The organism is Bradyrhizobium sp. USDA 4341 (assembly GCF_054063755.1).
Window position 1 is genome coordinate 9,642,452 of the sequence record NZ_JBSSGO010000002.1, and the last position, 12,220, is coordinate 9,654,671.

Genomic DNA, 12,220 nt, shown 5'->3' on the forward strand with positions numbered 1-12,220 from the left:
GGTTGTTGTCCTGGCATGATCCTCTCGGAAAGCCGCTTCGCACTTTTCATGATCATGCTCTGGTAACGTCAGAGGAAAACGTCGATGAGCGAACACACGACGGACAAGCGGGTGCGAGAGGCGTCTCGCAGGCGATTCCTTCAGGCGGGCGCAGCACTGGCCGGTGGCTCCGCGATCGCGGGAGTTGCCGGTTCTACCGCGCTTGCCGAACAGGGGAATAATCTTCCGCCCAACGTGCCGGAATGGATGAAAACGCCCGGCGATCCGATGGGAAGCCAGCCCTATGGCACGCCATCGGTCTACGAGAAGGGCGTCGTCAAGAACATCTCGAAGACGCTGCCGCAATATATCTCCGCGTCAGGCCGCACGCCGTTGCAGGAGCTCGACGGCATCATCACGCCGAACGGGCTGTTCTACGAACGTCACCATGGCGGCGTGCCGACCATCGATCCGGCCGAGCACCGGCTGATGCTGCACGGCATGGTCGATCGCCCGCTGGTGTTCACGATGGAGGACATCCGCCGCTTTCCGTCGCAGTCGCGCATCCACTTCATCGAGTGCTCCGGCAATCCGGTCTACACCAAGCCCTACGGCAAGACGGCTTCCGACCTCGTTGGCCTGCTGAGCTGCGCGGAATGGACCGGCGTGCCGCTGAAGACCGTGTTGGACGAAGCGGGCCTGCAGGCGGGCGCCAAATGGATCGTCGCCGAAGGCGCCGACGCCGCCGCGTTGACGCGCTCGATCCCGATCGAGAAGTGCCTCGACGACGCCATGCTGGTCTACAGCCAGAACGGCGAGCGGCTGCGTCCGCAGCAGGGCTATCCACTGCGCCTGTTGCTGCCGGGCTTCGAGGGCAACATGAACGTGAAATGGCTGCGCCGGCTCAAGGTCGTCGCCGAGCCGGCCTATTCGCGTGAGGAGACCTCGAAATACACCGACCCGATGCCGGACGGCACGTCGCGCGAATTCACCTTCTACATGGAGGCCAAGTCGATCATCACGCGACCGTCCGGCGGCCAGAAGCTGGCCACGCACGGCTTTCACGAGATCTCCGGGATTGCGTGGAGCGGGCACGGCAAGATCAAGAGCGTCGAGATATCGCTCGACGAAGGCAAGAGCTGGCAGCAGGCCGAGCTGCAGGAGCCGGTGCTGACGCGCGCGCTCACGCGCTTCCGCTTGCCCTGGCACTGGGACGGCACCCCCGCAGTGATCCAGAGCCGCGCCATCGACGAGACCGGCTATGTGCAGCCGACGCTGGCGGAATTGGTGGCGGTGCGCGGTCTCAACTCGTTCTACCACAACAACGCGATCTGGCCCTGGCGCATCGATGCGAATGGCGAGGTGACCAATGGCCAGGCGTAATCTGAAGACCGCCGCGCTGGTGAGTGCGATCGCGATGCTCGGCGTCGCTGTTCATGCCGAGGAGCGCTACGGCATCGGCCGCGAGGCGACGCCGGCGGAGATCGCCGGCTGGAACATCGATATCGGCCGTGACGGCGCGGCGTTGCCGCCGGGCAGCGGCAGCGTCGAGCGCGGCCGCATCGTGTTCAGCGAGCAATGCGCGGCGTGCCATGGCGACAGCGGGCAGGGCGGCGTCGGTGATCGCCTGGTCGGCGGGCAGGGTACGCTGGCGAGCCCAAAGCCGATCCGCACTGTCGGCAGCTACTGGCCCTATGCCCCGACGTTGTTCGACTATATCCGACGCGCGATGCCGCAGAACGCGCCGCAGTCGCTGAGCAATGAGGATGTCTACGCGGTGTCCGCCTACATCCTCAGCCTCAACGGCATCGTCTCCGCCAACGCGGTGCTCGATGCGAAGTCGCTCGCCGCCGTCAAAATGCCGAACCGAGACGGGTTCGTCTCCGACCCGCGGCCTGACGTGCATAATCGGTGAAGCGCGGGCCGGGCGGCCATTGCGCGTCGCGGTCGTCGTGCCGCGCCGGCGGCTGCCTCGCGGCATTGTGACCTGGTGGTCCCTGCATCGGGACCTTGGCCGTCACCACATCGCATCTAGGCACCGGGACGGCGCTGCCGCCCTTGCGTAGTTTCTTGGACAAATTTCAATTGATCCATCGGAGAGGTCCTATGGCCGGACTCAAGGCCGTTGCAGCCGCTGCGCTGCTCGTGGGAATGACCTTCACGCCAGTCGCGGCCCAGATGTCGGAGCCGGCGCTTTTCGACGCGCAGAATCCGGGGCGAAGCGCGATCAACGGCGGCGCCCTGACGCCGTGGGGTGAGGCCCAGCAGGCGGCGCAACGTGGCGGCAACCCGGCGAATGCCTATGGCGCCATACCGGCGGCACCATCGTCCTCTTGCGTACGCTACCATTCCTTCGATCCGGCGTCCGGCACCTTCCTTGGCCGCGACGGCCGCCGCCATCCCTGCCAATAGGGCACCGCATCCCGTTTCGCGGTGGATAAGCACGCCAGCCATCACCCTGCGCCCGAACGCCCGGACGTCGGGCGCGTTATAGTCCGCTGATCGTGTCGGGTCCCGCCGGACCCGAGCGGTGGAGGACAGTTGGCGTGACCGATACCCTGGCCGGTTTCTGGGATCGAAAGTCGACCTCCGAGTTGTTGCGGGAGGCAGCACGCGCCGATGGCGACGCGGAGACGCCGGTCTTCAAGCGCTCGCTCTCGGCGTTGCAGCTGGTCACGCTCGGCATCGGCGGCATCATCGGTGCCGGCATCTTCGTGCTGACGGGGCATGCGGCGGCCGCCAATGCCGGACCCGCCGTCACGCTCTCCTTCATGCTTGGTGCCGTCGCCTGCGCCTTCGCCGGCCTGTGCTACGCCGAGATGGCGTCGACCGTGCCGATCTGCGGCAGCGCGTATACTTACGCCTATGCCACGCTCGGCGAGCTGATCGCCTGGATCATCGGCTGGGACCTGATCCTCGAATACGCGGTCGGCGCGATCGCGGTCTCGGTTGGATGGTCCGGCTATTTCGTCAGCTTCATGCGCGATTTCGGCATCAACCTGCCGCAGCAATTCACTTCGGCGCCGCTCGCCTACGACGCCAACAGCGGTGTGTGGTCGTCGACCGGTGCGGTGATCAACATCCCGGCGATGGCGATCATCGTCTTCGTCACCGCACTGCTCGTGGTCGGCATCCGCGAGTCCGCGCGCTTCACCAGCTTCGTCGTCGTGGTCAAGCTCGTCGTCATCGCATTGTTTCTCGCGACCGCAGCCTCCTCGGTATCGCTGGCGAACTGGGTGACGGCAAGCAATCCGTCAGGCGCGCTGATCCCGCCGAACGCCGGTCCCGGCGTATTCGGCTGGTCCGGCGTGGTCCGCGGCGCGGCGGTGGTGTTCTTCGCCTATATCGGCTTCGACGCGATCTCGACCGCGGCGCAGGAGGCGAAGACGCCGGAGCGCGACATGCCGATCGGCATTCTCGGCTCGCTGGTGATCTGCGCCGCGCTCTATGTCGCGGTCGGCTTCGTGCTGACCGGCATCGTACCGTACGACAAGCTCAGCGTGCCCGATCCGATCGCTGTCGGCATCGATGCCGTTGGCGTCGGCTGGCTCGGTCCCTTCATCAAGCTCGGCATCCTGTTCGGGCTGACGTCGGTGATCCTCATCATGCTGCTGGCGCAGCCGCGCATCTTCCGCGCCATGGCGCATGACGGGCTGCTGCCGGGCATCGCCGCAAGGATCCATCCGCGCTTCCAGACGCCCTATGTCTCGACCATCTTTGCCGGCAGCGTCGCTGCTGTTCTCGGCGGGCTGCTGCCGTTGGTCGGCGAGCTCGTCTCGATCGGCACGCTGTTCGCGTTCACCGTGGTCTCGATCGGAACGCTGGTGCTGCGTCTGCGCGATCCGGACTTGCCGCGTCCATTCAAGGCGCCAGCGATCTGGCTGGTGGCGCCGGCTGCCGCTGGAACGTCGCTGTTCCTGATGTTCGGCCTGCCGCTCGACACCTGGATCAGGCTCGCGGTGTGGCTCGTGATCGGGCTCGTGATCTATGCGGCCTATGGCCGACGCCACAGCCGGCTGCGGGCGAGGGGCGGGGTGTAGTAAATCAAGCGCGGCGTCTCCGCGAAGAAGCTGTCGTCCCTGCGAAAGCAGGGACCCATACGCCGCGGCGGGTGTTGTGGATGGGATTCGTTGTTCCAGCGCAGCAAACCAATCAACATGCGTGGTTATGGGTCCCTGCTTTCGCAGGGACGACACCGAATTTGTTGCGGCATTGAAAGTCAAACGTCCGCGGCCAACGGTTCACTCGATCGCGTGCAACGCGCGGCGGATCGCTGCGAAGTTCGCCTCGATCTGGTCCTCGGTGATGATCGGCGGCGTTGAGATCATCAATGTATCGGCGGCGGCGCGGATCAGGATGCTATCGTCGTCGTAGCATCGCCGGGCGCATTCGGGACCGCGCATGCCGACCGCGCCGTTGTGCGGCTTCAGGTCGATCGCGGCCGGGCAAGCCACGGCGCGCGTCGGGCTAACGGAAAGTCAAGGCCGATGCGGCGCGCGACGAGCCTATAGTGCGCGGGCGCGCGGCCTGCTACACTTGCTCGCTCCGATAGAAGGAACATACGCCGCACCCAAACGGCGCAATCGGGGGAACTCCAATGAGAAGTCCACAAACAGGCGCGCGATGGATGGTCGCGGCCATTGTCGCGATCGGCGTCACGACGTCAGCTCCTGGCCGCGCCGCGTCGGTTGCGCCGGTCGCCGCCGAGAACGGCATGGTGGTATCCGCGCAGCATCTCGCGACGCAAGTCGGCATCGAAGTGTTGAAGCGGGGCGGCAACGCGGTCGACGCCGCCGTCGCGGTCGGTTACGCGCTGGCGGTGGCCTATCCCGCCGCCGGCAATCTCGGTGGCGGCGGGTTCATGACCATCCAGCTTGCCGACGGCCGCAAGACCTTCCTGGATTTCCGCGAGACGGCGCCGAAGGGCGCCACCGCCAACATGTATCTCGACAAGGACGGCAACGTGATTCCCGGCCTGTCGACCAAGGGGCACCTCGCCGTCGGCGTGCCCGGCTCGGTGGCCGGCATGGAATATGCGCGCGAGAAATACGGCACGATGAAGCGCGCGGACGTCATCGCGCCGGCGCTGCAACTCGCCGAGGACGGCTTCGTGCTGGACCAGGGCGACGTCAGCATGCTGCAGACCTCGACCAAGGATTTTCAGGACGATCCGGCCTCGGGCGCGATCTTCCTCAACAACGGCAAGCCGTTCCAGGTCGGCGAGCGGCTGACGCAGCACGAGCTCGCCGAGACGCTGCGCGAGATCAGCAAGCGCGGCACCGACGGCTTCTACAAGGGCTGGGTGGGAGCGGCGATCGTCGCCTCGAGCCAGGCCGGCAAGGGCCTGCTCACGCAGGAGGATCTCGACAATTACAAGGTTCGCGAGCTCGCGCCGGTCGAATGCGACTATCGCGGCTACCACGTGGTCTCGGCGCCGCCGCCAAGCTCGGGTGGCGTGGTGATCTGCGAGATCCTGAACATCCTCGAGGGCTACCCGCTGAAGGAGCTCGGCTACCATTCCGCGCAGGCGGTGCACTACCAGATCGAGGCGATGCGCCACGCTTATGTCGATCGCAACAGCTATCTCGGCGACCCCGACTTCGTGAAGAATCCGCTTGAGCGTTTGCTCGACAAGAACTACGCCGCGAAGATCCGCGCCGTGATCGACCCGGCCAAGGCCGGCGTGTCCAAGGACATCAAGCCAGGCGTTCCGCCGCACGAGGGCAGCAACACCACGCACTATTCGATCGCCGACAAGGACGGCAACGCGGTGTCGGTGACCTACACGCTCAACGACTGGTTCGGCGCCAAGGTGACCGCGGCCAAGACCGGCGTGCTCCTGAACGACGAGATGGATGACTTCACCGCCAAGGTCGGCGTGCCGAACCTCTACGGCCTGGTGCAGGGGGAGGCCAATTCCATCGTCCCCGGCAAGCGTCCACTGTCCTCGATGAGCCCGACCATCGTCACCAGGGACGGCAAGCCGGTCATGGTGGTGGGGACTCCGGGCGGCAGCCGCATCATCACCGCCGTGCTGCTGACGATGATCAACGCCATCGACTACGGCATGAACGCACAGGAAGCCGTGGACATGCCGCGCTTTCACCAGCAATGGCTTCCGGAGGCGACCAACCTCGAGGACTTCACGCTATCGCCGGACACACGGAAGATTTTGGAAGGAATGGGCCAGAAGTTCGGGCCGCCGCAGCCCGCCAATCACCTCGCGGTCATCATCATCGGCGCGCCGTCGCTGGACGGCAAGCCGGTCGGCAGCAACCGCTTCTATGGGGCGAACGATCCGCGCCGCAATTCGGGGCTTGCCGCCGGCTACTGATTGAGACGGAGCAGTAGCCCGCATGAGCGAAGCGAGATGCGGGACCCCGGATATCGCGGAGCCTGTCATCGGGCGCACGTTCGCGCGACCCGTTGGCTCATCCGGGCTACAAATGGCTGATGAAACAGCGCGGCTGTGCGCTGCGGCACTGCATCAGGCGACGGCCGTCGACCTGCCGTCGTCGTGCCCGCTCGTGAGCAGCAGGCGCCGGCGGATCGCATCCTCGACCAGGGCCAGCGATTGCCTGGCTTCACGCGCCTCGGCTTCGGCGGCCTGGGCCCGGAATTCGGCGGCGTCGAGTTGCTCCTGCTGGGACTCGATACGCCGTCGGGCCTCCTCGAGCGCCCGGGACGCATCCCTCAGCTTGCGCTCGGTGGCGGCGATGATTTCGAGCTGCGCCTGTTCGGCGGCCTCGGCGCGCGCCTCGCCGGCACGGGCCCGGTCCTCGATGCTGCGGAACAGATCCGCCGCCTGATAGACTAGGTCCAAGGCTTCAGTGCCCATCGCTGATGCGGGAGGTCTCGGAAATCCGAGGACATTCGGGTCGGCCGTAAAAGGCCGTCTAAATCCGCGCAGTGCCATGCAAAACCAGCCCTCGCGAGTCGCGTGTATGACAACAACTTGCGGTAGTTATGGTTAACAAACCAATAATCCTGTCGGCTCGCCGGCACGGTCCACCGGTTTCTGACGACACAGCGCCTCGAACGGCAGTCGGGTAGTGCAAGCGCTCGGTCCGGCCTGCGCTTTTCTTTCGCAAGCGTCTCACCGCGCAAGCGCAGCGAGTGGTGACCGGCGTGCCGTCCGCCGAACGCCCGGCGAATCGAGGAACGGAAGGCTGGGGGCGATGCAGTCCTGCGGAGCGTCCGACGAGCGGGGAGGGGCTGATTTGGCTGCGCGCGCGAGCCGGGCTCTATGGCATAAGTTTGACGCCTGGCGCGCTTTAATTCTCCTGTGTTGAATTGCAGGTCCATGGTGCGACCGATATACCGGGCGGCCTAAGTGGCACGCAGCGCACTCAGAACGAGCGACGTATTCGCCACGGAAAATCTGGTCGATGAAATTTCTGTTGCGGTTCTTCGGGTTCCTGTTCACCGCAGGAACCATCCTGTTCCTGGCTGGTCTCGCCGCGGTCGCAGGGCTGTTCTGGCATTTTTCCAAGGACCTTCCCGACTATTCGCAGCTCCAGAACTACGAGCCGCCGGTGATGACCCGCGTGCACGCGGCCGACGGATCGCTGCTGGGCGAATTCGCCAAGGAGCGCAGGCTCTATCTGCCGATCCAGGCCGTGCCGAAGCTCGTGATCAACGCCTTCCTTGCCGCCGAGGACAAGAATTTCTACGAGCACGGCGGCATCGACTATACCGGCATGGCACGCGCGGGCGTCTCCTACATCCAGAACTTCGGTTCCAACCGCCGTCCGCAGGGTGCTTCCACGATCACTCAGCAGGTCGCCAAGAACTTCCTGTTGACCAACGAGGTGTCGTTCACCCGCAAGATCAAGGAAGCCCTGCTGGCGATGCGAATCGAGCGGGCCTATTCCAAGGACAAGATCCTCGAGCTCTATCTCAACGAAATCTACCTCGGCCTCGGTGCCTACGGCATCGCGGCGGCCTCGCTGGTCTATTTCGACAAGTCCGTCAATGAACTGACGATCTCGGAAGCGGCCTATCTGGCGGCGTTGCCGAAAATGCCGGCCAGCCTGCATCCGGTGCGCAACCGTGCGCGCGCCATCGAGCGGCGCAATTACGTGATCGACCGCCTGCAGGAGAACGGCTGGATCACCGCTGCCGACGCCGACAAGGCGCGCAAGGATCCGCTGACCGTCACCAACCGCAGCAACGGCGCGCACACCTTCGCCGGCGAATATTTCTCGGAAGAAGTCCGCCGCGACATCTTCGAGCGCTATGGCGAGAAGAAGCTCTATGAGGGCGGCCTGTCGGTGCGCACCACGCTCGACCCCAAGGTCCAGGTGATGGCGCGCAAAGCGATGGTGGCGGGGCTCGTGAACTATGACGAGCAGCAGGGCTATCGCGGTGCGATCCAGAAGCTCGACCTCACCAGCGATTGGGGCGTTCCGCTCGCCGAAATCAAGTCGCTCACGGACATCTCGCCGTGGCGGATGGCGGTGGTGCTGGAGAGCAACGACCAGTCGGCGCGGATCGGCTTCCAGCCCGGCCGCGAGCTCGGCGGCGCCATCAGCAAGCAGCGCGAGACCGGCATCGTCACGTTGGAAGGCGTGCGATGGGCGAGGGCGTTGTCCGGCCCGTACAAGGGCAAGACACCGACATCGGTGGCGCAGGTGCTGCAGCCCGGCGACGTGATCTACGCCGATCCGCTGTTCAAGGACGGCAAGGCCGTCGAAGGCCAGTACCGGCTGCGCCAGATTCCCGAACTGTCGGGTGCGATGGTGGCGATGGATCCGCACACCGGCCGCGTGCTCGCGATGGTCGGCGGCTTCTCGTTCGACCAGAGCCAGTTCAACCGGGCGACGCAGGCCTATCGGCAGCCCGGCTCGACCTTCAAGCCGATCGTCTATTCGACGGCGCTCGACAATGGCTACACCGGATCGACCGTGATGATCGACGGGCCGATCGAGATCGACCAGGGGCAGGGCAACATCTGGCGGCCGGAGAACTTCTCCACCGGCAAGTATCAGGGCCAGGTCACGCTGCGCAACGCGCTCCGCCTGTCGCTCAACACCGTGACGGTGCGGCTGGCGCAGGAAATCGGCATGCCTGTGATCGGCGAGTATGCCAAGCGCTTCGGCGTCTATGACGAGTTGCCGAACTATCTCGCCTACGCGCTCGGCGCCGGCGAGACCACGGTGATGCGGATGGCCACGGCCTATTCGATGATCGCCAATGGCGGCGTCCGCGTGAAGCCGACCCTGATCGACCGCATCCAGGACCGCTACGGCCACACCATCTTCCGGCACGACCAGCGCGAATGCCGCGGCTGCGACGCGCCGGAGGGCTGGAAGAGCCAGCCCGAGCCGCAACTTGTCGACCGCCGCGAAAGGGTGCTCGACGCGATGACCGCCTACCAGATCACCTCGCTGATGGAAGGCGTGATTCAGGCCGGTACCGGCACCGCGCTGAAGGACGTCGGCAAGCCGCTCGCCGGCAAGACCGGCACCTCGAACGAGGCCAAGGACCTTTGGTTCGTGGGCTTCTCGCCGGACCTCGTGGTCGGCCTCTATGTCGGCTACGACAAGCCGCGCTCGCTCGGCCGTAACGCGCAGGCCGGCCACACCGCGGCGCCGATCGCGCGCGACTTCCTGAAGCTCGCGCTGGCCGACAAGCCCGCCACCCCGTTCAAGCAGCCGGTCGGCATCCGGCTGGTGCTGGTTGATGCCAAGACCGGCCTGCGCGCCACGCCTGGTCAGAACCGGGGCGTGGTGCTCGAAGCCTTCAAGCCGGGCCAGGCGCCGCCGTTCTATGATCCGACGTTGGTCGCCGGCACCGATGTGATCGACGGGACCCAGCAGCCGGGAATCTCACCGGACGCGGATCGCGCCGTCATGCGGTCAGGGACGGGCGGGCTGTATTGACGCCCGGTCGCAAGAAATCCGCCAACTGCCTTCTCAGTCTCTTGCACCGGCGCGGCGGTGCGGCGCTTTGTCAGGGCGCTTCCGGTCAGCCGCGGTTGAACGTGCCGCTTGCGAGATCGACCTATTGATCAGGGCCCAAGACGGGCCTTTCGCCGGTGGATCACGAATGATCAAGGTGCTGAAGGCCGCCGCTCACATCGTTTGGGCCGTTTCCATAATTTCGCTTGGGACGCTGATCGGCGCCAGCTTTGGCTGGGTGCATCACGGCTGGATCGGCGCGATCGCGGTCGGCACTATCGGGTTCAGCGTCGGGGCATTCCTTGCCGCCGATCCCTTGCTGGTTCTTCATTTCCTTCACGACCGCTTTTGACGTAGCGCGCCGGGCGAAGGCTGTCGCCTGCGGGGGCTGCACCCGGATATGTCGCCGGTCGGCCGCGATTTTCACGCCCATTCCCCGCCAACAATGCTTGCCAAGCGTGGGACCAAGCGGGTAGAAGGTCGCACTCGCGCGGGCGCTGATTTGGCAAGCGAGCCCGCTGTACCGAGATGTCCAGTCATCCAGCTAAGCTGTTGATGCCACGGACAATTCTTGGGGAATGGTGTAACGGTAGCACAACAGACTCTGACTCTGTTTGTCTTGGTTCGAATCCAGGTTCCCCAGCCAACTATAAATTATTGATATAATTCAATTTTTTGACGTGCGGGAGCAGCCATTTGATCTGGTCTCGTGTTGCGCTTGTTGCGCAAAATTCTCCAGCAATCTCAGCAACTCCTGAACATTCCCGGCGGCTCGACGCGACATGGGGCGCGACAAAAGGGACCGTCTGTGAATAACAGGGAAAGCGAACAGTTCGGGCGCTGGATGCTAGGCGCCCATGTCACTATCAGGCGTTGATTCGATTTTGGTGAGTGGAGAAAATTGCCTAAGACAGCTACCAACGTGGAGGTCGCGACCAAACAGTTGGATCGTGTCCTTAGTTTCTTTCCGCGCGTGGAAAGTAAGGCTTCATTCCTTTTTGCCGTCGACGCTGCCCTGTTAGGTGTTCTCGCAGTCAATGTGCAGAAAGAAGATTTTAGCATCTGGTATGCGGCATTGGCGGCAATCAGTGCGAGCGCGTTTTTCTGCCTAAGTCTTTACTTTGTTTACCGGTGCATCTTTCCATCTCTCGCAGGTGGACATGCTTCGCTGATTTTCTTCCGAGAGATCGCGAAATTGCGCGAGCCAGAATACCTGCAGGCTATTAAATCAGTTACCGACGACCAATTATTGGATGACCTTCTCGGTCAAGTTTGGCGCAACTCCGAAATCCTCGGCAAGAAGTTCGACCACATTAAGATTGCCTTCGTTCTGACCGGCACGGGCTTGTTGCCCTGGCTGACATTCTTAGTGTCGGCCGCACTCAATCACACGCAGTGGCCGGTTATCAAATGACAGATTGGGTAGAAAATCTTACGAAAGAAACTAAAGAGCTTTTAAACACAACATGGGACGTGCGAGATGGGACTGTCATCCCTGAATCCGACACTGTCGCGCTCGCGGACGGCGCAGTTCGTATCGACGCGACGTTTCTTTACGCAGATCTAGCTGCGTCATCTAAATTGGCCGAAGTTTGTCCCTGGGAGACAACCGCTAAGATTATCCGCGCTTATCTGCACATCGCGATTCGTCTGATCCGTGCGTATCAGGGGGAAATACGCAGCTTTGATGGCGATCGTGTTATGGGCGTCTTTATGGGGGACACGAAAAACACGAATGCCGTCAGATGCGCCAGAGAAATCTTCTGGATGACAGAGAATGTTCTAGATCCGGAAGCGACGAGTAAATTCACGTCGATAAAAAACAACAACATTCGAATTCGACAGTGTGTTGGAATAGATACCGGCACATCCGTGGCCGTCCGCGCAGGCATTCGCAACAACAACGATCTCGTTTGGATTGGACGACCGCCGAGCCTCGCCGCGAAGCTTTCGGATGTCCGAGAGTATCCTTACTGCGTCGTAATCAGTGATGCTAGTTTCAAAAAGCTTGGCGATGCAGATAAGAAAGATGGCGACAAAGACATTTGGGAAAAACGCAGTATCAAATTCGGAGGGAACGACGTCACGATCCATCGCACTAATTGGATGCGAAAGCCTTGAATCAAGGAGTCCTCGATTTGAAACGTATAATTGAAACTACGAATGCGGCGGACGCTAAGCGCTGCGAAGAAGCATTTAGGTTCAATAAAACCGTCGTAATTGCAGGAACCGATACGCTTACCGGGAAGCAAACGGAGTACGTCGGGCGCGTTTTATCGGTTCAGTATGCATCGGGGCATCCCTGGCGCATCGCAGTCGACGCCGAGAACGACCGAGGC

At 63.2% G+C, this 12,220-nt stretch carries 11 protein-coding genes and 1 tRNA gene; 10 read left to right on the forward strand and 2 right to left on the reverse strand.

All coding sequences use genetic code 11. The annotated features are described in order from the left end of the window. Positions 1-84 precede the first annotated feature (84 nt). The 4 genes from soxC (at position 85) to ACVIGB_RS50590 (ending at position 4,019) form a co-directional block, all read left to right on the forward strand. Complete coding sequence (soxC, locus tag ACVIGB_RS50575; protein ID WP_456723600.1) at positions 85-1,362, forward strand: sulfite dehydrogenase; 1,278 nt, start codon at positions 85-87, stop codon at positions 1,360-1,362. 34 nt (positions 1,363-1,396) lie between these two features. Continuing rightward, positions 1,397-1,894: a c-type cytochrome gene (locus ACVIGB_RS50580; protein WP_456725242.1), complete on the forward strand. Its 498-nt coding sequence runs from the start codon at positions 1,397-1,399 to the stop codon at positions 1,892-1,894. 191 nt (positions 1,895-2,085) lie between these two features. Next, positions 2,086-2,391 (forward strand): BA14K family protein, encoded by a 306-nt coding sequence (locus ACVIGB_RS50585; protein WP_456723599.1) that lies wholly within the window; start codon positions 2,086-2,088, stop codon positions 2,389-2,391. Between the two features lie 134 nt (positions 2,392-2,525). Then, the gene (locus ACVIGB_RS50590) at positions 2,526-4,019 is read left to right on the forward strand and encodes an amino acid permease (RefSeq protein ID WP_456723598.1); all 1,494 of its coding nucleotides are present in this window, start codon (positions 2,526-2,528) and stop codon (positions 4,017-4,019) included. A 201-nt stretch (positions 4,020-4,220) separates the two neighbouring features. On the opposite strand, the gene ACVIGB_RS50595 is transcribed toward ACVIGB_RS50590, so the two are convergent. After that, a complete protein-coding gene (locus tag ACVIGB_RS50595) occupies positions 4,221-4,433 on the reverse strand; it encodes a hypothetical protein (RefSeq protein ID WP_456723597.1) in 213 nt (70 codons plus the stop codon). A gap of 173 nt (positions 4,434-4,606) precedes the next feature. Here ACVIGB_RS50595 and ggt point away from each other — a divergent pair, with 173 nt between their 5' ends. Continuing rightward, positions 4,607-6,313, forward strand: coding sequence for a gamma-glutamyltransferase (ggt, locus tag ACVIGB_RS50600; protein WP_456723596.1), 1,707 nt, complete (start codon positions 4,607-4,609; stop codon positions 6,311-6,313). Between the two features lie 153 nt (positions 6,314-6,466). On the opposite strand, the gene ACVIGB_RS50605 is transcribed toward ggt, so the two are convergent. After that, the gene (locus ACVIGB_RS50605) at positions 6,467-6,817 is read right to left on the reverse strand and encodes a hypothetical protein (RefSeq protein WP_092112972.1); all 351 of its coding nucleotides are present in this window, start codon (positions 6,815-6,817) and stop codon (positions 6,467-6,469) included. 550 nt (positions 6,818-7,367) lie between these two features. Here ACVIGB_RS50605 and ACVIGB_RS50610 point away from each other — a divergent pair. The 5 genes from ACVIGB_RS50610 (at position 7,368) to ACVIGB_RS50630 (ending at position 12,002) form a co-directional block, all read left to right on the forward strand. After that, positions 7,368-9,863, forward strand: coding sequence for a penicillin-binding protein 1A (locus ACVIGB_RS50610; RefSeq protein ID WP_456723595.1), 2,496 nt, complete (start codon positions 7,368-7,370; stop codon positions 9,861-9,863). A gap of 166 nt (positions 9,864-10,029) precedes the next feature. Then, the gene (locus tag ACVIGB_RS50615) at positions 10,030-10,233 is read left to right on the forward strand and encodes a hypothetical protein (protein WP_456723594.1); all 204 of its coding nucleotides are present in this window, start codon (positions 10,030-10,032) and stop codon (positions 10,231-10,233) included. 220 nt (positions 10,234-10,453) lie between these two features. Continuing rightward, positions 10,454-10,527 (forward strand) — tRNA-Gln (locus ACVIGB_RS50620). 255 nt (positions 10,528-10,782) lie between these two features. Further along, a complete protein-coding gene (locus tag ACVIGB_RS50625; protein WP_456723593.1) occupies positions 10,783-11,295 on the forward strand; it encodes a Pycsar system effector family protein in 513 nt (170 codons plus the stop codon). Then, a complete protein-coding gene (locus ACVIGB_RS50630; protein ID WP_456723592.1) occupies positions 11,292-12,002 on the forward strand; it encodes an adenylate/guanylate cyclase domain-containing protein in 711 nt (236 codons plus the stop codon). Before ACVIGB_RS50625 ends, ACVIGB_RS50630 begins: the two co-directional genes overlap by 4 nt. Positions 12,003-12,220: the final 218 nt, after the last annotated feature.

Coding starts and splice junctions, on each gene's coding strand:
- ACVIGB_RS50605 (WP_092112972.1), bottom strand. CDS start 6,817: ATGGGCACTGAAGCCTTGGACCTAGTCTATCAGGCGGCGGATCTGTTC.
- soxC (WP_456723600.1), top strand. CDS start 85: ATGAGCGAACACACGACGGACAAGCGGGTGCGAGAGGCGTCTCGCAGG.
- ACVIGB_RS50585 (WP_456723599.1), top strand. CDS start 2,086: ATGGCCGGACTCAAGGCCGTTGCAGCCGCTGCGCTGCTCGTGGGAATG.
- ACVIGB_RS50615 (WP_456723594.1), top strand. CDS start 10,030: ATGATCAAGGTGCTGAAGGCCGCCGCTCACATCGTTTGGGCCGTTTCC.
- ACVIGB_RS50580 (WP_456725242.1), top strand. CDS start 1,397: ATGCTCGGCGTCGCTGTTCATGCCGAGGAGCGCTACGGCATCGGCCGC.
- ACVIGB_RS50630 (WP_456723592.1), top strand. CDS start 11,292: ATGACAGATTGGGTAGAAAATCTTACGAAAGAAACTAAAGAGCTTTTA.
- ggt (WP_456723596.1), top strand. CDS start 4,607: ATGGTCGCGGCCATTGTCGCGATCGGCGTCACGACGTCAGCTCCTGGC.
- ACVIGB_RS50610 (WP_456723595.1), top strand. CDS start 7,368: ATGAAATTTCTGTTGCGGTTCTTCGGGTTCCTGTTCACCGCAGGAACC.